Source organism: Povalibacter sp. (assembly GCF_036735925.1).
In the GTDB taxonomy this organism is placed as follows: domain Bacteria; phylum Pseudomonadota; class Gammaproteobacteria; order Steroidobacterales; family Steroidobacteraceae; genus Steroidobacter.
This window is the reverse complement of record NZ_DAINNK010000006.1, coordinates 76,478-102,184: the sequence shown is the minus strand read 5'-3', so window position 1 is coordinate 102,184 and position 25,707 is coordinate 76,478. Positions and strand designations below refer to the sequence as shown.

General features: G+C 64.4%; 18 protein-coding genes and 1 pseudogene. 10 read left to right on the top strand and 9 right to left on the bottom strand.

All coding sequences use genetic code 11. The annotated features are described in order from the left end of the window. Positions 1-110 precede the first annotated feature (110 nt). Positions 111-1,274, bottom strand: a complete 1,164-nt coding sequence (locus V7D81_RS03820) for a CaiB/BaiF CoA transferase family protein (protein ID WP_324314610.1) — start codon at positions 1,272-1,274, stop codon at positions 111-113. 374 nt (positions 1,275-1,648) lie between these two features. On the opposite strand from V7D81_RS03820, the gene V7D81_RS03815 reads away from it, so the two are divergent. The 4 genes from V7D81_RS03815 to V7D81_RS03800 all read left to right on the top strand — a co-directional run bounded on the left by V7D81_RS03815 (position 1,649) and on the right by V7D81_RS03800 (position 6,641). Beyond that, positions 1,649-2,503: an IclR family transcriptional regulator gene (locus V7D81_RS03815; protein WP_324314608.1), complete on the top strand. Its 855-nt coding sequence runs from the start codon at positions 1,649-1,651 to the stop codon at positions 2,501-2,503. Positions 2,504-2,667: 164 nt separating this feature from the next. Further along, on the top strand, positions 2,668-3,864 hold the full coding sequence (locus tag V7D81_RS03810) for a MaoC family dehydratase (RefSeq protein WP_324314607.1): 1,197 nt from the start codon (positions 2,668-2,670) through the stop codon (positions 3,862-3,864). Between the two features lie 143 nt (positions 3,865-4,007). Then, positions 4,008-5,681: a class I adenylate-forming enzyme family protein gene (locus V7D81_RS03805; protein ID WP_324314606.1), complete on the top strand. Its 1,674-nt coding sequence runs from the start codon at positions 4,008-4,010 to the stop codon at positions 5,679-5,681. A 168-nt stretch (positions 5,682-5,849) separates the two neighbouring features. Further along, positions 5,850-6,641 (top strand): SDR family NAD(P)-dependent oxidoreductase, encoded by a 792-nt coding sequence (locus tag V7D81_RS03800; protein WP_324314605.1) that lies wholly within the window; start codon positions 5,850-5,852, stop codon positions 6,639-6,641. Positions 6,642-6,728: 87 nt separating this feature from the next. Here the strand turns inward: V7D81_RS03800 and V7D81_RS03795 are convergent, their stop codons facing one another. Further along, on the bottom strand, positions 6,729-7,370 hold the full coding sequence (locus tag V7D81_RS03795) for a Vgb family protein (RefSeq protein WP_324314603.1): 642 nt from the start codon (positions 7,368-7,370) through the stop codon (positions 6,729-6,731). Between the two features lie 108 nt (positions 7,371-7,478). Continuing rightward, complete coding sequence (locus V7D81_RS03790; RefSeq protein WP_324314602.1) at positions 7,479-8,696, bottom strand: hypothetical protein; 1,218 nt, start codon at positions 8,694-8,696, stop codon at positions 7,479-7,481. An 86-nt stretch (positions 8,697-8,782) separates the two neighbouring features. On the opposite strand from V7D81_RS03790, the pseudogene V7D81_RS03785 reads away from it, so the two are divergent. The 4 genes and pseudogenes from V7D81_RS03785 to V7D81_RS03770 all read left to right on the top strand — a co-directional run. Then, a pseudogene (locus V7D81_RS03785) lies at positions 8,783-9,298 on the top strand (DUF899 domain-containing protein); the annotation flags it as partial. Positions 9,299-9,659: 361 nt separating this feature from the next. Next, a complete protein-coding gene (locus tag V7D81_RS03780; RefSeq protein WP_324314599.1) occupies positions 9,660-10,616 on the top strand; it encodes a hypothetical protein in 957 nt (318 codons plus the stop codon). Between the two features lie 314 nt (positions 10,617-10,930). Next, positions 10,931-11,296, top strand: a complete 366-nt coding sequence (locus V7D81_RS03775) for a YciI family protein (protein ID WP_324314597.1) — start codon at positions 10,931-10,933, stop codon at positions 11,294-11,296. 181 nt (positions 11,297-11,477) lie between these two features. Then, positions 11,478-12,614, top strand: a complete 1,137-nt coding sequence (locus V7D81_RS03770) for an alpha/beta hydrolase (protein ID WP_324314596.1) — start codon at positions 11,478-11,480, stop codon at positions 12,612-12,614. Between the two features lie 107 nt (positions 12,615-12,721). On the opposite strand, the gene V7D81_RS03765 is transcribed toward V7D81_RS03770, so the two are convergent. The 6 genes from V7D81_RS03765 to V7D81_RS03740 all read right to left on the bottom strand — a co-directional run bounded on the left by V7D81_RS03765 (position 12,722) and on the right by V7D81_RS03740 (position 21,276). Beyond that, on the bottom strand, positions 12,722-14,794 hold the full coding sequence (locus tag V7D81_RS03765) for a hydantoinase/oxoprolinase family protein (protein ID WP_324314595.1): 2,073 nt from the start codon (positions 14,792-14,794) through the stop codon (positions 12,722-12,724). Positions 14,795-14,964: 170 nt separating this feature from the next. After that, on the bottom strand, positions 14,965-16,779 hold the full coding sequence (locus tag V7D81_RS03760; RefSeq protein ID WP_324314594.1) for a hydantoinase B/oxoprolinase family protein: 1,815 nt from the start codon (positions 16,777-16,779) through the stop codon (positions 14,965-14,967). Between the two features lie 171 nt (positions 16,780-16,950). Next, entirely contained in the window at positions 16,951-17,922 is a 972-nt protein-coding gene (locus V7D81_RS03755) for an enoyl-CoA hydratase/isomerase family protein (RefSeq protein WP_324314592.1), read from the bottom strand. 172 nt (positions 17,923-18,094) lie between these two features. Continuing rightward, complete coding sequence (locus V7D81_RS03750) at positions 18,095-18,427, bottom strand: Rieske (2Fe-2S) protein (RefSeq protein WP_324314591.1); 333 nt, start codon at positions 18,425-18,427, stop codon at positions 18,095-18,097. A gap of 156 nt (positions 18,428-18,583) precedes the next feature. Continuing rightward, positions 18,584-19,975: an aromatic ring-hydroxylating oxygenase subunit alpha gene (locus V7D81_RS03745; RefSeq protein ID WP_324314590.1), complete on the bottom strand. Its 1,392-nt coding sequence runs from the start codon at positions 19,973-19,975 to the stop codon at positions 18,584-18,586. A gap of 20 nt (positions 19,976-19,995) precedes the next feature. After that, a complete protein-coding gene (locus tag V7D81_RS03740; protein WP_324314588.1) occupies positions 19,996-21,276 on the bottom strand; it encodes an amidohydrolase family protein in 1,281 nt (426 codons plus the stop codon). 265 nt (positions 21,277-21,541) lie between these two features. Here V7D81_RS03740 and V7D81_RS03735 point away from each other — a divergent pair, with 265 nt between their 5' ends. Continuing rightward, positions 21,542-22,018: a VOC family protein gene (locus V7D81_RS03735; protein ID WP_324314586.1), complete on the top strand. Its 477-nt coding sequence runs from the start codon at positions 21,542-21,544 to the stop codon at positions 22,016-22,018. Positions 22,019-22,184: 166 nt separating this feature from the next. Beyond that, a complete protein-coding gene (locus tag V7D81_RS03730) occupies positions 22,185-25,673 on the top strand; it encodes an indolepyruvate ferredoxin oxidoreductase family protein (protein ID WP_324314584.1) in 3,489 nt (1,162 codons plus the stop codon). The last annotated feature ends 34 nt before the right edge of the window (positions 25,674-25,707 follow it).

Here is a 25,707-nt window from a genome sequence, read left to right as displayed (position 1 = left end):
CCCGCTGCGCGGAGGAGGGGACCGGAAGGTGCTGCGAAGTTGGACAGAGCGTCCCCTCCTCCGCGATAGCGGGGGAGGGACAGGGTGGGGGCAAATCATGGCACGCAGGTTCACGCTTCCACCCCACTCAACACCTGCTCCGTATGCTGCCCCAGCAACGGCGCCGCAGAAGCAATCCCCGCCGGCGTCGCGCTCAACCGATACGGCACCGTCGGATACGACCGCCGCCCCAGCACCGGATGCTCGACTTCGACGAAGAACCCGCGGAACTGCATCTGCGGCGATTCGACAATATCCGCCGCCGTGTTCACCGACGCGAGCGGAATGCCGAGCTTCTGCGCCCGCGCTACGACGTCCATCTTCTGCTGATCCTTCATCCACTCGCCGATGTGCGTGCGGCAGCGCTCGATGCGCTCCGGCGTGAGATGCAGCTCCAGCCAGCGATCGGGAAACTCCGTCATCCATTGCGGATCGCCCATCAGCGTGCTCAGGCCCTTCCAGTGGCCCGGCTCGGAAATGAACAGGTAGACATAGCCGTCGGCGCAGCGGAAGAACGTCGCCGGCCCGCCGAGATCGAACGCCGAGCGCCGCGTGCTCACGTCCATCGCGCCGTCGACCATCTGGCTGAGCACGTAGTCGCTGAGCGAGGCCAGCGATTCCTGCTGCGATACATCGATGAACTGGCCGCGACGCGAATCCTCGCGCCAGTAGAGCGCAGCCATCAGCGCGATCGCGGCGCTCAGTCCCGATTCGTAGTCGACCACGAACCGTCCCGCGCCCTGCAACGGCGGCGTGCCCGGATCGGGCGCACTCGGCGAGTGATACCCCCAGCCGCTGCTGTGAAAGACGTTGAGGCTGTAGGCCTTGTGCACGTCAGGAGGCGCGTCGTAGCCGAACGGCGTGATGCAGCAGACGGTCAGGCCCGACTCGTCACTACCGCAGCGTGACGGATCGATACCGAGCGCTTCGAGATAGCCCGGCGCGTGATCGTCGAGGACGACATCGATCCGCGCGAGCAGCCGCTGCAATACCTGCCGGCCTGCATCGCTGCCGAGATCGAGCGTGACCGAGCGCTTGCCGGTGTTGAGGTAGGCGAACAGTCCGCTGTTCTCGTTGGCCTGCGCTCCTTCGGCGAACGGCGCCATGCGCCGCGTCTCGCTGCCCGTCCCGGGCGCCTCGATCTTGATGACTTCCGCGCCGAAGTCCGCCAGCAGCTTGCCGCAGTATTCGCCCGCCACGCCGCCGGCCAGTTCGAGAACCCGTAGATTGCTCAACGCGCGCACCGCGCCACCCCTGTGTGGAACCGCGGGCACTATCGCTCATCGGCTTGCCCGGTGCCGCGAGGGTGCAAGGTCAACCAAATGCCATTGCGGACGGAGGCAAGGAGAGACCGATCAAGAGTCGGAGCAACCGCATAGAACGCAAAGACGGAGAGAAGAGATAACCGCAAAAGGCGCAAAACGGAATCCTTCGGACTTTGCGCCTTTTGCGGCCATTTTCTTCTCTGACTATGCGTTCTTTGCGGTTACTCCGACTCCGGAGAATGCCTGCAGCAGAACCTGACCTTGCCCCAGGGTGGCGGGCGCAGGACGGACGGCGCGGGACGCTCCACACTGCCGGCTCGCAAGTGTCAGCGGGAACGGGATTCATGTCGGCAAGCACCCTGCACGACGAGGCGCGGATCGATCGCGACGACCGGCTGTCGGCCGAACGCGCGAAGCCGGCCGTGCGCGCCGTGGCGGTTTCGATCGCGATCCTGCGTCACCTCGCGCTGAGCCGCCGGCCCATGGGCGTCAACGCCATCGCGCGGGCGGTCGGCTGCACGCCGAGTGCGTGTTTCAACATCCTGAAGACGATGGCGGCCGAACACTTCGTCGAGTTCGATCGCGATACCAAGGCGTATTCGCTGGGCCGCGGCGTGGCCGCTCTCGCGCGTCATGCGCTCGATCCCAATGCCATGTACGGCTGGATGCGCGAGCGCATCGAACAGCTCGCCGACGACTGGGCGCTCACGATCGGACTGTGGCGCGTGCAGAAGACGTCCGTCCTGCTGGTGGGCTACGCGACGGGCTTTACCAGCACACGCATCCATCTCACGATCGGCCAGCGCGTACCGCTGCTGCTCGGCGCGACGGGACGTTGCATCGCGGCAGCCTGCCAGCTCGCCGATGCCGACATTGCCGAGCAGTTCGCCGCCCTGCGCTGGGACGAGCCGGTCGCGCTCGATCGATACCTCGCGGAAGTGGCCCAGACGCGGCAGACGGGCTGGGGTGTCGATGACGGACACCAGCTGCGCGGCGTCACGTCGATCGCCACTGCGGTGACGGACGATCTCCAGCAGGTCCGCTTCTGTCTGAGCGCGCACGCCTTCAACGGGCAGCTGTCCGACAGCGCGCGGCAGGAACTGGCGGGACAGATGCTGAATGCGTCGGCATGGGCGTCCGAGCGGATCGGCTCCTCCTGTGGGGCCGGCTTCAGCCGGCCTTCTTCAGAGTCAGGCTGAAGCCTGACCTACATCTGAGGCCGGCTGAAGCCGCCCCCACAGGAAGAACCCCCTTCTCCGGCGCTGCCCCGCACGTTGCCCTTCCCTGCAATGCCAGTCCGCTCCTCACCCGCGCTGGCTAAGATCACGCTTTCCGCTTCCACGACTGTCGAGGACCGCCCCGCATGGCCGCCAACTCCCCCACGAATGATTCGGTCCAGCTCGATCTGAGCGACGTCGATCCGCGGGTCGGCAAGGAAGTGGGCGGCGGACAACTGTGGGAACCGTGCGGCGCGCAGGACATCCGTCGCTGGGTGCATGCGCTCGACTATCCGAACCCGCTGCACTGGAACGAGGACTTCGCCCGCAACAGCAAGTTCGGCGGCATCGTCGCGCCGCAGTCGTTCACGGTGTCGATGGATTTCGCGCACGGCGTACAGCCTGCCTGCGTGGGAAAGATTCCCGGTTCGCACCTGATCTTCGGCGGCGAGGAATGGTGGTTCTACGGTCCGCGCATCCGCCCGGGCGATCGTCTGTCGCAGAAGCGCTGGTTCCACAGCTACAAGGTGGCCGACACCAAGTTCGCCGGCCCGACCATGTTCTCGAACGGCGATACGATCCACACCAACCAGCACGGCGATCCCGTCGCCAAGGAACGCGCCACCGCGATCCGCTATCTCGCCGACGAGGCGAAGAAGCGCGGCATGTACGAAAACACGCTCGCGCCGGTGAAGCGCTGGACGCGCGATGAACTGAAGCAGATCGAGAAGATCCGCTTCGACTGGCTGATGTCGAACCGTCTCGGCCTCTCGCCGCACTTCGATGAAGTGAAGGTCGGCGACAAGCTGCCGCGCCGCGTGATCGGCCCGCATTCGATCGCCTCGTTCACCTGCGAATACCGCGCCTTCATGTTCGACACCTGGGGTTCGTGGCACTGGGTCATTCCGAAGGACGTGGAAGATCCCTGGACCGACCAGGACGCCGGCTGGCTCGAAGGCTTCACCTGCGACTACGAGGAAGCGAAGATCGATCCGCGGCGTCGCGACGGCCTGTTCAACGGCCCTTCGCGCGGCCACATCGACGACGATCGCGCCGGCGAGATCGGCATGGCGCGTGCGTACGGTTACGGCGCGACGATGGGCGCGTGGGTGCACGACTATCTCGGCTACTGGGCCGGTCACGACGGCTACATCTGGCACTCGAAATCGCAGTTCCGCGGCCCGGCGTTCGAAGGCGACGTGACGTACTGCGAAGGCGAAGTGATCGGCAAGGATCCCGAAGCCGCCAACGGCCGGCCGCTGGTGCAGATCGCCGTGCGGCTGAGCAATCAGGATGGGCAGCGGCTGGTGGATGCGAAGGCCGAGGTGGAAATCCCGTTGTGATGGCAATCAACAGGATTGCCTCTCCTTCCTTCCCCTCCTCCGCTTGCGGGGGGAGGGCAGGGAGGGGGCTGCTTCGCCGCAGCAGCACTGCCGGAAACACCCCCATCCCAACCTTCCCCCGCAAGCGGGGGAAGGGGTGAAGCATGAACCCCGCAGCCGCCATCCTCTCCGGTCCACCGCTCGCCGAAGAACCCGGCCTCGGCCCGCTCACGCTGTCCGGCTACATCCGTGAAGTCACGACGCGCTACGCCGATCGCGAAGCCATCGTCTGCCGCTCGCCCGAAGGCACACAACGCTGGACCTACCGGCAATGGTGGGATCGTTCAGTGGAAGTCGCGCGCGCCCTGCTCGCCTGCGGGCTCAACAAGGGCGGCCGCGTCGGCATCCTGATGACGAACCGGCCGGAGCATCTGGCCGCCGCATTCGGTACCTCGCTCGCCGGCGGCGTGGTCGTCGGACTCAGCACGTTCTCGACGCCGTCCGAACTCGATCATCTGCTGCAGGCTTCGGGCATTTCGATCCTGCTGTTCGAGCGCCAGGTCCTGAATCGCGATTTCGCTGCAGTCCTCAAGGAACTCGAACCCGCGATCGGCAACGCCACACCGGGTGAGCTCGAATCGTTGAAGTATCCGTTCCTGCGTCGTCTCGCCGTCCTCGACGACGGCGCCAGCGGCGCGATCGAAAGCTGGTCCACCTTCCTGCGACAGGGCGAATCGGTATCGCCGGCGCTCGTCGATGCGACGGCTGCGACCGTGCAGCCGAGCGATCCCGGCGTGCTGTTCTTTTCTTCCGGCACGACCAGCAAACCGAAAGGCATTCTCAATGCGCATCGCGGCGTCGCCATCCAGATGTGGCGCTGGTGCCGCATCATCGGTGTCGAGAACGTGCGCTGCTGGCCGGCCAACGGATTTTTCTGGTCGGGCGTGTTCGGCATGGCGCTCGGCATCACGTTCTCGTCGGGCGGCACGCTGGTGCTGCAGCCGACGTTCTCGCCCGCCGAAGCGCTGGCACTCATCCAGGCGGAGAAAGTGAACCTGCCGCTCGCCTGGCCGCATCAATGGTCGCGACTCGAAGAAGCATCGAACTGGAACGATGTGGATCTCTCCAGCGTGCGCTTCGTCGATCGCAAGAGCGCGCTCGCGCGGCACCCCACCGTGCACTCGGAGTGGACCGAGCCGCGCGCCTACGGCGTCACCGAAACCTTCACCATCGTCACCGCCTACGACTCCGGCACTTCACTGGACATCGTCGGTGACAGCTACGGCCAGGTATTGCCGGGCAACACGCTCAAGATCGTCGATCCGCTCAGCGGCGAAATCGTGCGGCGCGGCGAACGCGGCGAGATCGCCGTGAAGGGCGCGACATTGATGCTCGGCTACGTGGGCATCCCGCGCGAGGACTCGCTCGATGCCGAAGGATTCTTTCACACCGGCGACGGCGGCTATGTCGACGACCGCGGCTTCGTGTACTGGGAAGGCCGTCTCAACGACATCATCAAGACCGGCGGCGCGAACGTTTCGCCGGTCGAGGTCGATCTGATCCTGAACACGTTTCCGGGCATCAAGATCGGCCACACCGTCGGCGTACCGCATGAAACGCTGGGCGAGATGGTCGTTTCCTGCGCCGTGCGGCACGAGGGTGCGTCGGTCGATGAAGCCGCGATTCGCGATTTTCTCAAGGAACAGCTCGCCAGCTACAAGGTGCCGCGGCGTGTGCTGTTCTTCGAGGAGCACGAGCTGTCGCTGACCGGCAGTGCGAAGGTGAAGTCGGCGGCGCTGCGGGAGCTGGTTGCGAAGCGGCTGCAGGCTTCAGTCTGACTCTGAAGCGGCAGGGACTCTTCCTGTGGGGCCGGCTTCAGCCGGCCTGAGAACTGTCAGGCTAAAGCCTGACCGACAGGAAGAGCCCCCACCCCAACCCTCCCCCGCTGTCGCGGAGGAAGGGGTGAGAACAGCAGAACACGATTTACATCGAATGCGGGGAACACCATGACGTCTACAAAACCAGTCGTTCTGATCACCGGCGCCAGCTCAGGCATCGGCGATGCCGCCGCACGGCGCTTCGCCAAGGGCGGCTGGAACATCGTCGCCGTCGCGCGCCGCAAGGAACGGCTCGAACAGCTCGCGAAGGAACTCGCTCCGGCGGAAGTCGACATCGTGGTCGCGGACGTCACCGCCGCCGACAGCCCGGAACGCGCCGTCGACGCGGCGATGAAACGGTTCGGCCGGCTCGATTCGCTCGTCAACAACGCGGGCGCCGCGAAGTGGGCGCCCGTGCACGCCACCGACGACGCAACCATGAACGAAGTGATCGACACCAGCCTCAAGGCGCCCTTCCGTTTCACGCGCGCGGCGCTCAACGTGATGAAGCCCGGCTCATCGATCGTCATGGTCGGCTCGGTATTCGGCCTGCTCGGCGGCCTCGACGGCGGCATCTACTGCGCCGTCAAAGCCGGATTGCAGGGCCTCACGCAGACACTCGCCGTTCAGTACGGCGCGAAAGGCATCCGCTCGAACGTCGTCGCACCGGGCGTCATCCGAACGGAAATGACCGATGCCTACTGGGACGCGCCCGGCTTCCGCCGCATCAACCAGGAAATGACGCCGTTCGATCGCGAAGGCACGGTCGAAGACGTCGCCAATGCGATCTTCTTCCTCGCCTCGCCCGAGGGCAGCTACATCAACGGCCAGACGATCGCGCTGGACGGCGGCTGGTCGACGACGAAGTTCCTGTGCATGGAAGCGCTGGTGGCCGAGCGCGTACCGCCGAAGGCGGGGTGATTTCTGCCTTCCTCTTCCTCTTCCTGTGGGGCCGGCTTTAGCCGGCCTCTGAGGAGTCAGGCTAAAGCCTGACCTACAGCAGAATTCTCACCGGCCCTTCCCAGGCCGGCGCACCGTCCTGATCCTGCCGCTGCGGGCGCCGCCGCAGAAGAAGCGCTCGCGGCCGTCCGATTCCAGTCCGGACACATTGACGCCGGCCGGCAGGTCGAGTTGCTCCAGGACCTCGCCGGTCTGCGAGTCGATGCGGCGCAGAGCGTTTTCCTCACCTTCCCAGACGCCGTGCCACAGCTCGCCATCGAGCCAGGTGACGCCCGTGACGAAACGGTTCGACTCGATCGTGCGCAGGACGTTGCCCGTGTCCGGATCGATCTGGTGAATCTTGCGATCGCGATACTGACCGACCCACAGCGAGCCCTCTGCCCACGTGAGCCCCGAATCGCCGCCGCCACCGGGCGCGGGAATGGTCGCCAGCACGCGGCCGGTCTGCGGATCGATCTTCTGGATGCGGTTCTCCGCGATCTGGAACAGATGTCGGCCGTCGAAGGCCGTGCCCGCATGTGCGGCCACGTCGATCGAGCGCAGCGTTTTGCCGCTTTGCGGATCGAGCGCATTCAGCCGTTCGCCCGAGGCGAACCAGACGCGCTCGCCATCGAACGTGACGCCGTGGACGGCGTCGACTCCGGGAAAGGGTCCGTATTCATCGATGATGTCGGCGGTGGTGCGTTTCATGTTCGGGTCTCCGGGTAACTGGCTTCTTTCCTGCTGTGGGGCCGGCTTTAGCCGGCCTCTGAAGAGTCAGGCTGAAGCCTGACCTACAAAAGCAGGAAACAAGACTAATCATCCCGGCAGCGGCGCCGGGAGTAACAAAGTCGTCGCGAATCCCGGCAGCGGCGGTGTCGTCCAGCGACGCGCGCGACCGCGGCCGAAGCACTGCACCTTGTCCGCAGCAGCGAGCGCATCGAGCGAGCGCTGCACGGTCCGCTGGCTCGTTCCCAATGCCAGCGCCAGCGCTGAACTCGACCATGACTCGCCGTCCGCAAGCAGGGCAAGCACGTTCGCATGTTCTTCTTCGACGGGACGCGCCAGCACGACGACCTCGCGCGCACGCTGCGGTGTCAGCACGAAACCGCCGGGCGTGGCATCGATGCCTGCGATGCCGCGCAACGCCCGGCGCAGCCGGCCGATCTCGACGCGCAGGCGCGCGCGATACGACTCGTCGACGTGCTTCACCCTGAAGGTGCGTGCCACCAGTGTTTCGCGCAGCACGTCGTTCGGCCACGCCTCGGCCAGCACGCGCGCGAGCACGAACAGCACCGGCCGCTTCGCCAGCGCAACGACGTTGCGCCGTTCGCGCACGACATGGCGGCACGCGTCCACGATCAGCGCCTTCGACTCCAGCAGCGTCTCGACTTCGTCGAGCACGATCGGCCGCTGCGCGCCGCGCGTCATCAGGCGCGCGGCCGGCGCATCCACGATCGACACCGCACTCTCGACTTCCGCCATCAGCGCCGGAATGGCGGCGCGACGCGCAGCGTTCCGTGCGCGGGCCAGCGCGGCACGCGCCGACTTCGCCTGCAGGCGTCGCATCGCCATGCCCGCCACGACCAGTTCATGAAAAGCGGCGAGCGCCGGCGGCAACGGTTCGACATCCAGTTGCGCCAGTCGCTGCTGCGCCTCCTCCAGACGCCCGAGCAGCAACAGGCGGCGAATCGCGAGATAGCGCGCATGCGCGACGTTCACGCGATCGCCGTGGGATTCGAGCGTGGCCTGTGCGGCGTCCAGCGCCTTCTCCGGCCAGCCCAGGTCGCGCGAAGCGAAGGCGATCTCTGCTTCCGCGACGATGCAGCGGGCGCGCGCCACCGGTTCGCGCGGACCGAACGCACGGATTGCGCTGCGCATCAGCGCCTTCGCGCGCCCGAAATCGCCGAGCTGCGCCATCGCGATGCCGCGCAGCGCGAGCGCCGGCGCATCGCTGCGCAATGCCACCCGCTTCAATGCCCCGAGCGGATCGCCGACGGCCAGCGCGCGTGCTGCCGCCGTGATCAGCGAATCCATCCGAATCCCGTCACACTTGTCACTCCCACCTGGCGCGCCTTCGCTCCTAATTTATCTCACGACCCATCCACTGCTGGAGTGAGACGATGACTACACATCAGACTGCGACGCGCGAACAATGGCTGGCCGCGCGGCTGAATCTGCTCGAGGCGGAAAAGGAACTGACCCGACGCAGCGACGAACTGGCCCGGCAACGCGAGGCGCTGCCCTGGGTCCGGGTCGAGAAGGACTATCGCTTCGATACCGATGCGGGACAGGCGTCGCTCGCCGACCTGTTCCAGGGCCGCTCGCAACTGCTCGTCTATCACTTCATGTTCGGGCCCGACTACCAGGCGGGATGTCCATCGTGCTCGGGCATCGCGGATGGCTTCAACGGCATCGCCGTGCATCTCGCGAATCACGATGTAAGCCTCACCGCCGTGTCGCGGGCGCCGCTGTCGAAGCTGCAGTCCTACAGGCAGCGGATGGGCTGGACCTTTCCCTGGGCGTCGGCGCACAGCAGCGATTTCAATTTCGATTTCAACGTCTCGATCACCGAGGCGCAGCAGCGCAGCGGCAGCATCGACTACAACTACACGCGCAACGGCCACGCGACTGCATTAATGGTTTTCTGCGTTGCGCGCCTCTGGTCTGATCCCCTCCTCCGCGAAGCGGGGGAGGGTTAGGGTGGGGGCATCAACGCAAACTGCGCTGCTTGACTCGACACCCCCATCCTGTCCTTCCCCCGCTACGCGGAGGAAGGGACGCTCGATTCGATCTCATCTCAATCCTTTGGCGCTTAATGCAGTGCCGTTGCCGGCTGAAGCCGGCCCCACAGAGGAGGCGGCAGCAACCGGGGAGCGACCGCTTGTCAGCCATCCCGACAGGGTCCTTTTGAGACACAGTTTGCAGTCCGTGCTGCGACTTTTCCGCAGCATCCGGCGCATACCAACTCCAAATCGCTGCCAGCCGAGGGCGACCTGCATGTCCTTCTTCAAGAAAAAGCCTGTCTACACTCCCCAGACCGGCGCAGTCTCGCTCGATCGCAACCAGTTCAAGACCATGATGCGGACGCGGCCCATCTTCCGCGAATACAGCCGCTACGTGGGGCTGCAGCCCGCCGCGACCGCGCTCGACAATGCCTTCACCGAGAACCTGCGCTGCATGGGCGCCGGCGGTTTCTGGCAGTTCGGCACCAGCGCCAATGTCGGCAACCCGACGGTGCTGCGATTCCCGGACGATGCGGGACTGGCGACCTTCTTCACCGCCATCGAAGGCCTGATGGATTTCGACATCAAGAAGATGGACCAGCGCGCCGCCTATGCGAACGGCCTCAAGGGCAAGGCGGGCAATGGCCTGCTGTATCTGAGCCTGCAGGCGAGCGCCGAACCGGAAGCGAACTACTACCAGGCACCCGCACCCACCGCGCCGAAGCCGGGAGCACCGGCGGTTCCCGCGAAGCCGGCGAACCTCGTGAACCAGGCCAAGGGACTCGCCTGGCTGTCGCACGGCGTGCACGGCGATACGACGGCGTTCACGCGCATGCTGTTACGCCACAGCAAGTTCGATGGCACATTCCCGCTCGGCACCGATACGTCCCTGCTCATGGGTGTGTGGCAGACGCTGGTGCCGATCGCACCGGCCTACCGCGGCTGGACCAACGTGGCCATGCAGCAGAAGTACCCGTCGAACGTCGGCGGCGTGAAGGTGCTGAATGAAATCATCAGCGACCTGTCCACCTCCGCCATGCCGGCCGCGGGTGACAACCGCTGGTATGACCTGGCGCTCTACGTGCTCGGCTCGATCGTCACCACGCAGGCCTTCACCGACGGCAACAAGCGCATGAGCCGCTTCGCCTACGTGCTGATGCTGCTGAGCGGCGGCGTGCCGATCGTGGTGCCGAACACCACGCTCGGATCGAGTCTGGGCGACATGCTGTAGCCTTGTCGTTCCCGCGCAGGCGGGAACCTGTTTCTGGCGCTGAAGAATGGATCCCCGCCTTCGCGGGGATGACGAGAGGGCGCGGCGGATGACGACGCCTACAGCCCCAGCTCCAGAATCTTCCCATTGAAGTTCCCACCCCGCTTCTGGGTGGCGCTGGCCAGCTTCTCCGGCGCAACGCCGGCGAGATAGCCGTCGATGATGCGCTGGTCGATGCTGCTTGTTCAGACAGACAGTTTTGACGACCGGATGTCGGCCCGGGAATCTCTCAGGCGTCCTTGAAGCCGAATCCCACCGCCACCGTGAGATGTTCGATGAAAGTCATGCTGTTGACGAAAATGACCGAAAACGCCGAAAAGCTGGCTCCGCCCACGCCGGAGGCGATCAACGCGATGCACGAGTACAACGAAGCGCTCATCGCCGCCGGCATTTTGAAAGACCAGATATACGGCGGACTCATGCCGACCAGCTTCGCCAAACACCTACGGTACACAGGCAAGAACCTCACGGTCACCGACGGGCCATTTACCGAGACGAAGGAAGTGGTCGTGGGTTTCGCGCTCTGGGAGGTCCAATCCGTCGAAGAAGCGCTGGAGTGGGCGAGGAAGTGCCCCGTGATGATGGACTGCACTGTCGAGCTTCGTCCCCTGTTCTCGCCGGAAATGTTTGATCCTGCATGAATGTCGCGTGCAAGGACCGGTGGATCTCGGAGGCGTCGGCATCGGCACGAAAAGTGAGTTGCAGACTCATGGGTCTCGCGGCGCAGTCGACCTCGGACCGCGAAGCCGCACTCACTACACAATGAGTTGACTCTACTTCATATGTAGTAGAAACTCCGACCCTGATCAGAGCGGAGTGCATATGCAAGGGATCGCCAGGGTATTGGCGTCATTCGTGCTGCCGAGCGTCGCGTTTTCGATCACGCAGACGTCCGGCGCGGCTGTCACTGTCGTGCGCGAAGAGGCGTATACGCAGCCGGACACGCGCGAGCTTGTCCTGCACTCGCAGAGTCTCGAACGTGACTTCGTCGTCCTAGTGAGCGCGCCCTCGGGCCCGTTCGTCGAAGCCGGGAAGAAATTGCCCGCCATCTACGCCCTCGACGGTGGCTTCGGAATCGCAGGACCGATCGGACAGGTGATGTCGTGGTCGGGATCGATGGCGCCCGCGTATGTCGTATCTCTGAGCTATCCGCCGGGTGATCAGCATCGAAATCACGACTTGCTGCATCGGCCGGTTTCGACCGATGGCGTGAACATAGGCGGTGGCGGCGAAGCCTTCGCGAAATTCGTTATCCGCGAGCTGCGGCCGTTCCTCGAAAGCCGTTTTCCGCTCGATCCTGACAACGCCATTCTGCTAGGGCATTCGTTGGGTGGGCTGTTCACTGCGAACGTTCTGGCGAACAGCCCCGAGTCCTTCGCTGGTTTCGTCATTGCAAGCCCGTCGACCGGGGCTGATCCGAACATCACCTCGGCGATGCAAGCCGTTGCTGATCGCGGACGAGGTCGTCGAGTGTTCATCGCTGCGGGCCAGTATGAATCGAGCATCGTCGGTAACGCCGATCGGATGGCGAAAGCGTTGAGTGGCGGAACATCGACGTTCGACGTCGTAAATGTCGTCTACGCGGACGCGACCCACGTGTCCTACTGGCCCGATCTCGTGCCTGCGGCATTCAGGCATGTGCTGCCGGCGGCCAACAAATCCCCCACGAAACGAGTCGCCGTCACGTTGGAGAAAGGGCAGCTCGATCGAATCGCAGGTGCTTACTCCATCGGCGATGGACGAATGCTGGCCATCACACTGCGTGGGTCGCGGGTCTACGCGACCCTGGCCGGGACGCCGGAGACGGAGATCCTTGCGGAATCACCGCAGAAGTTCTTTTCGCCGGTCGACGGCTTCGATGTCACGTTCACATTCGAAGGTTCCGACACGGCACCAGCACAAGCCGTCGTAGTCAGCCTGAACGGCGCAAAGACGCGCGCCGTACGGGCTTCTCGCTGACATTTCCGCGGCTCAGCGGCAGAGCCGAGAGGGAGGGCTGACGCCGGACACTTCACTCGCCCACCGGTCGGGAACGCGGTGCAGCCGCAGTTCCCGACGGCTGGTCATCAGGCCCGCGTCAGCTCGTAGTCGCGCGCATCGTCGACGCGCGCCTTCCAGCCCGGATAGACGACGATGGTCGTGAAGGTTTCTTCGATGATGGCGGGGCCGACGACCTCGCTGCCGGGTTCGAGCTCGGCGGAGCTGATGATGTCGGTCGGCTGGAAGCCGCGGCCCAGATTCGCGCGGCGCTGCCGCGTGGCCTGCGCGCGCCTGACCGGCGCAGTGAAGCCTCTGGCCACACTGGGCGAAGGCGTATCGATCTGCGTGACCAGGCGCACGCCGGTGACTTCCGGCATCTCGCCCTCGCGGATGTGGCCGAACTCTTCCATGTGGCGCGCATTGAACGCTTCGATGGCGCGCGCGCCGAGTCCGCCGTCGACGAACGCCAGATCGTGCAGCCCGCGATTGGTTTTCACATCGAAGGCGAGCGCCCAGTTCTGGCCGGGGTAACGCATCTTCATCTGGTAGTGCGCGGTCAACTTGTCGGGCGCGAAGCCCGCGTCCTGGAAGTACTTCGCGGCGCGCTTCTCCAGATCGGTCCAGAGGCTGTTGAGCTTGTCGGTGTCGAGCGCATTCGCCGGCGCGATGTAGGAGCGCTCCTCGTCGATGCTCGGATTGGCGACCAGCGTGCCGAGCGCGGAGAAGGTCGGCGAGGCCTTCGGCACCAGCACCTTGTCGATGCCGAGATCTTCGGCCTGCACGGCTGCGAAGACGGGACCGTTGCCGCCGTATGCGAGCATCACCATGTCTTTCGGATCGATGCCCTTGCCCGCCACCGTGCGGCGCACGGCCTGCGTCATGTTCGCGTTCACGACGCGCCAGCAATCGAATGCCGCCTGCTCCGCACTCACACCCAGGTCGTTGCCGAGTTTCTGGAAGGCTTCATCGACGCCCTGACGGCTCAGCGAGAAGCTGCCGCCTGCGAAATCCGTATCGGCCGAGAGGATGCCCATCATCAGCAGGGCATCGGTCACTGTCGGCTGCGTGCCGCCGCGGCCATAACAGATCGGCCCAGGCGCTGCGCCGGCCGAGGCCGGACCCACTTCGAGCGCGCCGCTGTTGGCGTGACAGATCGAGCCGCCGCCGGCGCCGAGCGTTTCCACCTTCACCATCGGTACGCCGATGAGATAGCGGTGATGCATGTTCCAGCCGGCCTCTGCCGGCGCCGTGCCGTTGAGCACGACCGACATGTCGTAGGACGTGCCACCCATGTCGACACACAGGAGATTCGGATAACCCTTCGCCGTGCCCACGTGCGCCGAGCCGACGACACCGCCCGCAGGACCGGAAGCCAGCACGCGGATCGGCGAGCCTTCCATGTACTCCCTGGTCATCACGCCGCCGCTGGCCTGCATGACCATGAGCTGGTTGCGATAGCCGGCCTGCTTGAGGCGTTCGACCAGCTTCTCAAGATAGGACGTCACGCGCGGTCCGACGTACGCATTCACGACCGTGGTGCTGGTGCGGTCGTATTCCGGCGCGCGCGGCAGCACTTCATAGGAGCGGGAGATGTGCACGCCCGGCATTTCCTCGGCGACGATCTCGGCCGCGCGCTTCTCGTGTACCGGATTGACGAAGGAGAAGAGCAGCGAGATCGCGACCGATTCGACGTTCTGCTTCTTCAGCTTGCGACAGCACTCGCGCACCGCGCTTTCGTCGAGCGGCTTGTACACGGTGCCATCGAACAGGACACGTTCCGGCACGGTGAGCCGGCGGCGACGCGGCGCGATCTGCTGCGGCGGTTCGAGCCGCACGTCCCAGATGTCTTCCTTGTAGCCGCGACGGTATTCGAGTTCGTCGCGGAAGCCTTCGGTGGTGATCAGCCCGGTGACGGCGCCGTTCATTTCGATGAGCGTGTTGTCGGCGATGGTCGTGCCGTGCACGATGGAATCGCACTGGCCGAGGAAATCGCCGAGCGTCAGCTGCTCGATCTCGGCCAGCTTGCGCAGGCCGTTCATGACGCCGATGGAACGATCCTCCGGCGTGCTCAGATTCTTGTGCAGCACGACTTCCGAACCCTTCAGCAGGGCGAAGTCCGTGAACGTGCCGCCGATGTCGATGCCTACGCGATACTTCACTCTTCCTCCTCTCGGACCCCTTCCCCCGCGAAGCGGGGGAAGGTTGGGATGGGGGGTCCTAGGAAACAGAGCGCTGCGCGCGCCCCCACCCTGCCCTCTCCCCTCGCCGGGGGATCTCCGGCGCGCTTCGCTCGCCTCCTCCCCGCTTCGCGGAGGAGGGAAAGACAAACTCATGCCGCCCTTGGCGACCTCATCGTCGCTCGCAGCGCTTCCGTCGCCGCGATATCGACCGTCAGGTCGTAGTCCTCCAGCGAGCCCGTCAGCACGACGCCGTATTTCTCCTTCGCTGCTGCGAGGCTGACGATTTCATCCAGCACGTCTTCCTTCACCGCTTCCGGATCGCGCAGCAACGCCGGTTCGAAACCCGCGCCGCCGCCATGCTGGTAGGCGATCACCGCGCCAGCGGGCAGTTGCGCGCGCGCCGACAATCCCACCTTGTACTCATTGGGCGTGCCGACTTCGAAGCGGCTCGAATATGGACTGGCATCGTCGCCGCCGCGCAGGCCGCGCAACGGATGATCCGCCGACACCATCCATGCCATCGCGAACGTCGGTTCGAGCACCTTTTTCACATTCAGACTGCCCGGCAATCCGCGCCAGCGACCGGCACCACCGGAATCGATGGTCATTTCGCGGCTGATGTTGATGATCGGGAAGCGGCTTTCCGCATCCTCCGCTTCGGACAGCAGCAGGTTGCCGAGGCCCACGCATGACGCACCCCAGCCGTCGATGCCCTGCACCGCCGAGGCATCCATCGAGCGTGCGTCGACGCCCTGGTCCATCCACATCTGTCCGCGCTTGTCGAAGCCGATGACGGCGTTCGGCATGCCGATCTTGTAGACCTGCGGATTGCAGCGCTCGGGCACTACGTCCGACAGCGCGACGCAGATGGCCTCGATGATCTCGCACGCCGGATGGAACGAGCCCAGCGCCGCCGGCTTGTTGATCGGCGGATGCACGATGGTGTTCTCGGGAATGATGATCTCGCAGGCGTGGAACAGGCCTTCGTTCTTGATGATGGTCGGATCGATCATCGAGGCGAGCTGCGTCATCGCGTAGCCGCGGCTGTTGGCGAACGTGTTCCACACGCCGACCAATTCGGGACGATCGTCAGTGCCGGTAAGATCGACAGTGAGCTTGTCGCCCGTGATCGTGCAGGCGACGTGGACCTTCACGTCCTTGGTGCCGAGCGTGTCGTGGTCGATGAAGACATCTGCTTCGTACCGGCCGTCCGGCCATTTCGCGACTTCCTCGCGGAAGCGCTTTTCGGTGTGGTCGATGTTGTAGTTGATCGCCGCCTTGACGCGTTCGGCGCCCCATTTGCGGACGATGTCCTGCAGCAGCTTCACGCAGTGCTGCACGGCGCCGATCATCGCGGCGAGATCGCCCGCGAACGACGGGAAGCGGTTGTTGCGCTCCAGCAGCTTGATGACGTCGCGACGCTTCTCGCCGCGATGTACGAGCTTGAGACAGGGAATCGCCAGGCCTTCGGTGAAGATGTCCGTCGCTTCGAGCGTGAAACCTCCCGGATCCTTGCCGCCCGTGTCGCCCTGATGAGCCTGCAGCGCCTGCACCAGCACGAGTTCGCCCTTGTCGTCGTACACGGGCGCGTAGACGTTGTAGTCCGGCAGATGGCCGCCGCCGTAATCCGGATCGTTGCCGAGGAAGACATCGCCCGGACCCCAGTCATAGTCCTGCTTGAACTGCAGGCCGTAACGCACCGTGAGCTGCGAGATGAACACCAGATGCGGCGTGCCGACCGACACTGCCGCGAGCCGCCCATGCGCATCGATGATGCTGCCGTTGCGTTCGTTCGACTGATTGATGATCGGCGAGGTCGCCGAGCGCCCGAGATGGGTCGCTGCTTCGAAGCACACGGTTTCGAACGCGCCGCGGATGATGCTCGCCGTCACCGGATCAACGATCGCGGTCGTCGGCAGCGGATCGCGCTTCGCGGCAAGCTGCCTGTTCAATTCGAATGACATGACGACATTCTCCCGATTTGATCAACCACGAAGCGGCGAATAGGAAAATGGCCGCAAAAAAAGCGCAAAGTCAGAAATCCCTTGTTTTTCCCATTTGCGCCTTTTGCGCCTTTTGCGGCCATTCTCTTCCGATCTGGCGGCTACTCTCCCTCTTCGCTCCAGCTCTTCGTCTCACGGCTTCTTCCGGTTCGACCGGCCCATCCGCCACTCCGGCGGATACTCCATGTCCTTGTCCTTGACGACGTTGTTCAGTCCCTTGCCGAACACCTCATCGCCGAGCTGCACGTCGTCGCTGCTGTCGTTCTTCATCATCGGCAGCATGCCTTCGACGAAGCCGGTGAGCAGGCTGCCCAGGTATTCACCGCGGTGCTGCTTGTAGAGCTCGATGAAGGTCTTCTGCACGGCGACGACATCGGTCGGACGCGAGCGCGAGCAGGCCAGCGCGTACTTCGCCGTCTCCGCTTCGAGCTTGTCGCGCGGCACGACGCTGTTGAGGAAATTGCACTCGTACATTTCCTTCGCGGTGAACGGCCGGCCGGTGAACAGCATCTCCTGGAATTTTCGCAGGCCGATCGTGTCGATCCAGGTCCACAGACGCGGACCCCAGCCGGCATAGCGGAACGCGGGATGACCGAACAGCGCCTCGTCGGATGACACGACCAGATCGGCATCGGCGGCCTGGTAGAAGTGCCAGCCGTAGCAGTAACCCTTTGCCTCGAGGATGCTGATCTTCTTGAACTCCTGCAGCGGACGGTTGCCGGCCGGCGCCTTGGCGTAGTGATCGGTCAGGCCGTGCAGGAAACGGAACGTGTCCTTCGGCGGATATTTCACATCGGGATCGTCGATGCCGAACTCGTGCAGCAGCGAGACGTCCTTGCTGGTCGCCGACAGCATCTCGGCCTGTTCGGGCAGATCGCCGCCCGAGCCGAAGTGTTCGCCTTCGCCGCGGATGACCAGCACCTTCACGTCGTCGTCGATGTTGGCCTTGAAGATGTACTCGGCGTAGACCTGCCGCATCCCGGCGGTCGTGGCATTCAGTGCCTGCGGGCGATCGAAGGTCAGGGTCGCGATCCTGGTTGCCTTGTCCTTCTCGTAACGGATGTACTTCCTGGCCTCGTCCTTCATCGCTTTGATGTCGATCATGGGATCCTCCGGGCTGGGGCAGCGAGGCTTCGTCCGCCACGGCACATGACCGGATCTTAGCCACCCGCCCGAGGCCCGGATCGGGCATTGCAGAGACGGGCAATGCCCGGGTCAGCCACAGTCGCCGCCCGACTCCGACTGTAGGTCAGGCTTCAGCCTGACTTCTCCGGAGTCAGGCTGAAGCCTGACCTACAGGAAGAATTCCGACCTCGATCCATCCGTCCACCGTGCGCACTTCATACGTCGCGATCGGCTTCGTCGCCGGCGGATTCATCGCGCGGCCCGTGGCGAGTTCGAAGCGCGCGCCGTGCAGCGGACAGGCGATCCAGGTGCGTCCCATGCGACCGCAGTCGAGTTTCTCCTCGGCGTGCGAGCAGATGTTGGAGACGGCGAATAGACGGTTATCGGTGTTGCAGAGAAGGATCCACTTGCCGGCGACTTCGACTGCCTTCTTGGAGCCTGCCGGCAGCTCGGCGGCCTGCAGTACGCGCACGAAATTGGACACTCGGGAGAACCTGTCTTTGACCGTTTCGATTCCGGCCCCTTCCTCCGCGAAGCGGGGGAAGGTTGGGATGGGGGCGTCTTCAAGAACGGAGGCACTTTCACGCGCCCCCACCCTGCCCTCCCCCGCAAGCGGAGGAGAGGAAGACTCAGGAAGACACTACTTCATGTACCTGTCGACCGTCTTCTCGAAGTGACGGATGCGGATTTCCTGGTAGTTGCCGAGCGTGATGCCCGGCTTCGCACTCGCTTCGAGACCTTCCTGCTGCAGGATCAGGTTGTCCGTGTCCTGATCGAGGATGTTGCCGAAGCCCGGATCCATGCCCTGCGCTTCGCAGAACGATTGATGATCGGCGAGCCGGATCGGTTCGGCCGGCATCGGACGATTGCCGTCGACGGGTACGGGGCGCATGAACAGCACTTCGTAGAGCGACTTGCGATGATCCTGCGGATCAGGCCGGAAGCGATACACCATCGGCAGCGAGATGCCGGGGAACACGAAGGTGTTCGGAAACACCGTGTACGAGTAGCAATCCAGCAGTTCGGAATCCGACACGCTGCTGAGATCGGTGTTGGTCGCCTTCTCGAACATGCCGCGGAACATGTCGGCCATCACCTGCCGCGCGCTGCCGCCGTTCAGCGAGCGCTCTGAATTGCCGAGTGCGCTGCTGTCGCCGATCGTGAACTGCTTGAGGATGTCCTCTTCCGTGTGCTTGCCGTACAGGTGCGGGCTCAGCACGCCGAGCGGCGAGATGAAGCGGTTCACGTGCTCGCCGTACGTGTCGTACTGCGAATTCGCGTCGCCGTTCGACACCGCCACCTGCGGATGCGTGACGATGACGTGATACGCCTCCATGAACGCTTCGATGGCGAGCTTCCAGTTGCAGGGCAGGCGCTTGGCGACGTGCAGGTAGATGTAGCGGTCTTCGAGTTTCCAGGCCTTGAAGTGTGCCAGCGCTTCGGGGCCAAGGTATTCGGCGAGCGTCGGTGCATTCGGATCCATGTTGATGAACACGAAGCCGCCGAGCGTTTCGACCTTCGCCTGCGGCAGCGAGAACTTCTTCGAATCGACGTGCGGGAAATCCCAGTCGCACACGGCTTCCTTGTGCGAGCCGTCGATGTTCCAGCTCCAGCCATGGAAGCTGCACTTGAACTCGCGCGCATTGCCTTCGGTGCCGGACGCGCGCAGCTTGGTGCCGCGATGGAGGCAGGCGTTGTAGTACGCGCGGATGTCGTTCTTCGCGACGCGCGTGACGATGAACGAGTGCCGACCGATGTCGTAGACGTGGTAGTCGCCGACTTCGGGGATGTGTTCCTCGCGGCAGGCGAACTGCCAGGTGCGCGGCCACAGGTTTTCCATTTCCCGTTTCGCGTAGTCCGCATCGATGTAGCGATCCTTGGGAATGTCCTCATCGCCCATGAAGGCGTAGGACTCGGAGCGCACCCAGCGCGGCGCGCCGACCTTGTCGGAGGCGATGATTTCCTGGGTCGTCGGCGCGCCCGGACAACGGGCTTCGCCTTTGTGTGCGCGATCTTTGATTTCCGCTGACATTGAGAGATCTCCGCAATTGCTCAGGCAGCCGCGCGCCGCTGCGCCGCGCTGGCGGTGTTCTTGTACACCTGCCCGTCCTTCATGATCATGACCAGGCGCTCGGCGTCGAGCAGCACCGCAGAATCCGCGAGCGGATCGCCGTTCACGAGCAGCAGATCGGCCAGATAGCCTTCCTTGATCTCGCCGAGCTTGTCGCCCGACACGGAAGTCATGAGCAGCCCGCCATTGCGCGTCGCACAGCGCAGCGCGTCGACGGGGGTGTAGCCGTAGTACTGGACGAAGAAGCCGATGTCGCGCGAGTTGGTGCCGTGCCGACTCCATGCGAAACCATAATCGCCGCCGATCACGTGACGGATACCGCGCTTGCGCAGTTCGGTATGCGTCTTGATCGATGCTTCGAGCAGGCCCGGAATGCCCATGTAGCCGCCGACTTCGGCAGTGAGCCCGTTGGGCGCCGCTTCGTTGTTGACGATCGAATGAAACAGGCTGACGGTCGGCGCGACGAAGACCCGGTCCTTCGCTTCCTCGAACATGTCGAGAGTCTTCGCGTCGGAATACTCGCAGTGATACAGCACGTCGACGCCGGCGCGCAGGCAGTGCTGGGTGCCGACGATCGAGCGCGTGTGTGCATTCACCTTGCGGCCGTAGTCGTGCGCCGTTTCGACGGCCATCCTGATCTCGTCGAACGACATCGGCGTCGAATGCGCCGGCGTGTTCGGATAGAACGGATCGCCCGAGACGTCGAGCTTGATGTTGTCGCAGCCTTCGCGGCAGCACAGGCGCACCGCTTTGCGCATCTCCTCCGGACCATCGACGATGATCGAGGGGCCGACGCGCGGATTGTGATTCCTGCTCTCGTCGCCCATGCCGCCGGTCACGCTGATCTCGAGCGAACCGGCGCGGATGCGCGGCCCCGGCAGACGACCCGCGTCGACTTCATTGCGCACGGCGACACCGAGTCGCAGCTTCGCTTCGGACGCACCCCAGGCGCTGGTGAAGCCATGATCGAGCAGCACCTTCGCGACGCGCGCGGTGAGCAGCGTGTGTTCTTCCGGCGGCGGCGTGATGAGATCTTCGGTCGCGGCGACGGTTTCGAAAGAGAGATGCGCGTGACCTTCCGTCATGCCGGGCATCAGGAACAGACCTTTGCCGTCGATCACCTGGCAACCCGCCGGGGCGATCTGGCCCGGTGACTTCGATACGGCGCGGATGCGGTTGCCTTCGATCAGCACATCGCCTTCGAACGGCGCGGCGCCGCCAGCATCGAAAATCCGCGCGCCTGTGATCAATGTGTTGGCCATGAACCTGCGCCTCCCGGGGCACCCGGCTGTGGGTTTGCAGTGTCGGCATACTACTTTTTCCCCTATCCACCGGAATGACCGGGTATGCAGGCCCACTTGCCTGCGTCTGCTATGGCGCCGTTGACTGGTCTGCGCGGTGTTGTCTGAGCCAGAACGCTCACGCATCCTGCTGGCGTTGTAGGTCAGGCTTCAGCCTGACAGTTCTCAGGCCGGCTAAAGCCGGCCCCACAGGAAGAGCCACCACAGCCAACCTTCGGGATAGCCAATGATCAGGGGAATCCATCACGTCGCCGTCCACGTCCACGACCTGGACCGGATGATGAAGTTCTACAAGGACGCCTTCGGTTTCGAACTCGTCGGCGAAGCGTTCAGCTGGCGCGACAGCGATTTCATCGACCGCATCGTCGACGTGCCGAACTCCGCTGCCAAGGGCGCGATGCTGCGCGCCGGCACCTGCTACATGGAGCTGTTCGAATACGAAGCACCGAAGCCCACCGTCTCGCGCGGCCTGCAGCCGTACGACAAGGGCTACACGCACTTCTGCGTGGACTGCACCGACATCGAGAAGGAGTACGAACGCCTGAAGGGCCTCGGCATGACCTTCAGCCAGCCGGGTCCGATCGACGTCGGTCACGTGAAGTCGATCTACGGGCGCGATCCGGAGGGCAACCTGATCGAGATCCAGCAGACGGCGGATCACTGCGATTTCCGCATGGGCAAACTGCCGCCGGTGCGGAGCTGAAGAGAAGACCGGAAAAGAGAATGGCCGCAAAAAGCGCAAAAGGCGCAAAGGTCGGAATCGTGCTCTGAAGCTTTTGCGCCTTTTGCGCTTTTTGCGGCAATTTCTACTTCTTTTCTCCTTTTGCGTTCTATGCGCTCTTTGCGGTTACTCCTCGTCCGACTTCCCGATGACCCAGTCCGCCACCACTCTCGACGACAAGTACCTGCAGCCCCGCGGACGGGTCTTCCTCAACTCGAATCAGGCGCTGGTGCGGTTGCCGCTGGATCAGAAGCGGCGCGATCGCGCCGCGGGACTGGCGACCGCGGGCTACCTCTCCGGCTATCGCGGTTCGCCGCTCGGCGTGTACGACTCTGCACTGTGGGGTGCGCAGAAGCTGCTCGACGCGCACGACATCAAGTTCGTGCCGGGATTGAATGAAGAGCTTGCCGTCAGTGCCATCCGCGGGACGCAGCAGCTCAAGTGGTTCGGCAAGTCGGCTTTCGATGGCATCTTCGGACTGTGGTACGGCAAGGGCATCGGCGTCGACCGCGCCTGCGAATCGCTGAAGCTCGGCAATCTCGAAGGCACGTCGGCGCTCGGCGGCTTTCTCGCGGTGGCGGGCGACGATCACGGCGGCAAGTCATCCGACAGCGCGCATCAATCCGAACACACGCTGATCGCGGCACTGCTGCCGATCCTGTATCCGGCGACCATCGACGAGATCATGGAGTTCGGTCTGTTCGGCTGGGCGATGTCGCGTTACAGCGGCTGCTACGTCGGGTTGAAATGCATTACCGATACGCTCGATCTGTCGGCGACCGCCGCGGTGCCGGACCTGAGCCGCACGTATCTCATTCCGACCGACTACGAACTGCCCGCAGGCGGCCTGAACCTCAAACCCAATCTGCCGCCGCTGGTCGAAGAAGAAACGCTGGTGAACCGCCGCCTGCCCGCGGCCACGGCCTTCGCACGCGCCAACGGCATCGATCGCACCGTGATCGACGGCGAGCGTCGCACGCTGTCGATCGTCAGCGCGGGCAAGGCTTATCTCGATGTACGCCAGGCACTCGAAGATCTGGGACTCGACGAGACGAACTGCCGCCGACTCGGTATCCGCCTGTACAAGCCGGGACTCATCTGGCCGATGGACCGCGAACGCCTGATCGAATTCGCGCAGTCGAGCAGCGCCGTGCTGGTCGTCGAAGAAAAGCGGCCGGTGATGGAAGACCAGATCGCGCGGCATCTGTATGCGATCGGCGCGGATCGCCGCCCTGCCCTCGCAGGCAAACAGGATCTGAAGGGCGCGCCGCTGCTGCCGGCAGTGGGCGAGCTCACGGTCGGCCACGTGCGCCGTGCCATCAAGACATTGCTGGATCAGATCGGCATCACCGATGCGCGCATCGCCGAACGGGCGTCGCTGTACGGCACGCTCGAAGCGCAGGCAGGGAAGCTCAGCAGCACGCTGATCCGTCCCGCGTACTTCTGCTCCGGCTGCCCGCACAACACCAGCACGAAGATTCCCGATGGCTCGATCGCGCTCGGCGGCATCGGCTGCCACGGACTCGCGGCCGTCGTGATGGATCGCAAGACCATGCAGTTCGTGCCGATGGGCCACGAAGGGTCGCCGTGGGTGTCGGTGAGCCAGTTCGTCGATCGACCGCATGTCTTCCAGAACATGGGCGACGGCACGTATTCGCACTCGGGCGTGCTCGCCATTCGCGCGGCTGTCGCAGCGAAGGCGAACATGACCTACAAGGTGCTGTACAACGATGCGGTGGCGATGACGGGCGGCCAGCCGGTCGAACTCAAGATGACGCCGATCGACCTGGTGAACCAGCTGCTGTCCGAAGGCGTGCGGCCGGTGAAGCTGGTATCGGATCATCCCGAGCAGTACGCGAACCTCTCGCTGCCGCCGAACGCGACGCTGCATCATCGCGACGAACTCGATTCGCTGCAGCGCGAGCTGCGCGAAATGAAGGGCGTCACCGGCATCATCTACGAACAGACCTGCGCCGCCGAGAAACGCCGGCGCCGCAAGCGCCAGCTGATGCCGGATCCGGACAAGCGCGTCTTCATCAATCCGGACGTGTGCGAGGGCTGCGGCGACTGCTCGGTGCAATCGAACTGCATCAGCATCCTGCCGCTCGATACCGAGTTCGGCCGCAAGCGCAGGATCGATCAGTCGACCTGCAACAAGGACTTCAGTTGCGTAAAGGGCTTCTGTCCTTCGTTCGTCACCGTCCAAGGCGCGAAGATCGCGGTGCGCGCGATCGGCGATGCGAAACGATTGCAGCAGTTGATCGATGCACTGCCCGATCCGCCGACGCGTGCATTGGACGAACGCGGCTACAACATCCTGGTCGGCGGCATCGGCGGCACCGGCGTACTGACGATCGGCGCGCTGCTCGGCATGGCCGCGCATCTCGACGGCAAGGGCTGCACCGTGCTCGACATGACGGGCATGGCGCAGAAAGGCGGCGCGGTAGCCAGCCACATCCGGCTCGGGCCGGACCCCACACATATATATGTGTCGCGGCTCTCCGAGGGCATGACGGACCTGCTGATCGCCTGCGACCTGATCGTCGGCTCCGGTACCGCCGTACTGAAGACGCTGCGGCCCGGACACACCGCCGGCATCCTCAATACCGATGTCGCGCCGACCGGCGAATTCCAGAGCAACCGCAACATCGATCTCGGGGCGGATCGTCTGCTGGCCGCAGTCGCCTCCGCGGTCGACGGCGGCCCGCTGTTCGACCTGCACGCCAGCCGACTCGCCACCGAACTCACCGGCGACAGCATCGGCACCAACATCCTGATGCTCGGTTACGCCGCGCAGAAGGGATTGCTGCCGGTGTCGCTCGCGTCGCTGCAGCAGGCCATCCGGCTCAACGGCACGTTCGTCGAAGGCAACCTGCGCACCTTCGCGCTCGGTCGCCTGGCTGCGCATGCGCCGGAGGCACTGGCGCAGGAACTCGGCGAGAAATCCGAACGGGTGCCGCTCGGCACGATCGACGATGTCGTTGCCAGCCGCACGCGTCTGCTGACGGCCTATCAGAACGCGAGTTATGCGGAGCGCTACCGCAGCTTCATCGACGACATTCGCTCGCGCACGCATTCCGTCAGGGGCAACGATGCCTTCGTGCGCGAAGTCGCACTCACGCTGGCGCGGCTCATGACCTACAAGGACGAGTACGAAGTCGCGCGGCTCTACGCCGATCCGCGCTTCCTGCAGCGCATGCGCGAACAGTTCGCCGGCGACTTCCGCATGACGTTCCATCTCGCTCCGCCGCTGCTGCCGGGGCGCGATGCGAGCGGTCGACCGAAGAAGCGCGAGTTCGGCGGCTGGATGCTGCCGGTGTTCAGGCTGCTGGCGAGGATGAAAGGACTGCGCGGCACGCCGTTCGACGTGTTCGGCTACACGGCCGAACGTCGCATGGAGCGACGCTTGATCGAAGACTATCGCGCGCTCGTGGAGCGCATCGCTGCACGACTCGATGAGTCGAATCTCGTCGCCGCGATGGATCTGGCGCGCGCAGCCGGCGAGATCGCCGGCTACGGTCTGGTGAAGGACGCCGCGGTCGCTGCCTATGAGGCCAACCTGCCGGCGCTGCTCGCCGCCTTCCGCTCAGATCCCTGTGGGGCCGGCTGGAGCCGGCCTTCGGAGGAGTCAGGCTGAAGCCTGACCTACAGCCTGACCTGCAGGAAGATCA

Bases quoted from the DNA above. Each gene is read 5' to 3' on its own strand.
- V7D81_RS03770 (WP_324314596.1), top strand. From the start codon at position 11,478: ATGCAAGGGATCGCCAGGGTATTGGCGTCATTCGTGCTGCCGAGCGTC.
- V7D81_RS03815 (WP_324314608.1), top strand. From the start codon at position 1,649: ATGTCGGCAAGCACCCTGCACGACGAGGCGCGGATCGATCGCGACGAC.
- V7D81_RS03755 (WP_324314592.1), bottom strand. From the start codon at position 17,922: ATGATCGACATCAAAGCGATGAAGGACGAGGCCAGGAAGTACATCCGT.
- V7D81_RS03810 (WP_324314607.1), top strand. From the start codon at position 2,668: ATGGCCGCCAACTCCCCCACGAATGATTCGGTCCAGCTCGATCTGAGC.
- V7D81_RS03740 (WP_324314588.1), bottom strand. From the start codon at position 21,276: ATGGCCAACACATTGATCACAGGCGCGCGGATTTTCGATGCTGGCGGC.
- V7D81_RS03800 (WP_324314605.1), top strand. From the start codon at position 5,850: ATGACGTCTACAAAACCAGTCGTTCTGATCACCGGCGCCAGCTCAGGC.
- V7D81_RS03775 (WP_324314597.1), top strand. From the start codon at position 10,931: ATGAAAGTCATGCTGTTGACGAAAATGACCGAAAACGCCGAAAAGCTG.
- V7D81_RS03760 (WP_324314594.1), bottom strand. From the start codon at position 16,779: ATGTCATTCGAATTGAACAGGCAGCTTGCCGCGAAGCGCGATCCGCTG.
- V7D81_RS03745 (WP_324314590.1), bottom strand. From the start codon at position 19,975: ATGTCAGCGGAAATCAAAGATCGCGCACACAAAGGCGAAGCCCGTTGT.
- V7D81_RS03780 (WP_324314599.1), top strand. From the start codon at position 9,660: ATGTCCTTCTTCAAGAAAAAGCCTGTCTACACTCCCCAGACCGGCGCA.
- V7D81_RS03730 (WP_324314584.1), top strand. From the start codon at position 22,185: ATGACCCAGTCCGCCACCACTCTCGACGACAAGTACCTGCAGCCCCGC.
- V7D81_RS03735 (WP_324314586.1), top strand. From the start codon at position 21,542: ATGATCAGGGGAATCCATCACGTCGCCGTCCACGTCCACGACCTGGAC.
- V7D81_RS03795 (WP_324314603.1), bottom strand. From the start codon at position 7,370: ATGAAACGCACCACCGCCGACATCATCGATGAATACGGACCCTTTCCC.
- V7D81_RS03790 (WP_324314602.1), bottom strand. From the start codon at position 8,696: ATGGATTCGCTGATCACGGCGGCAGCACGCGCGCTGGCCGTCGGCGAT.
- V7D81_RS03805 (WP_324314606.1), top strand. From the start codon at position 4,008: ATGAACCCCGCAGCCGCCATCCTCTCCGGTCCACCGCTCGCCGAAGAA.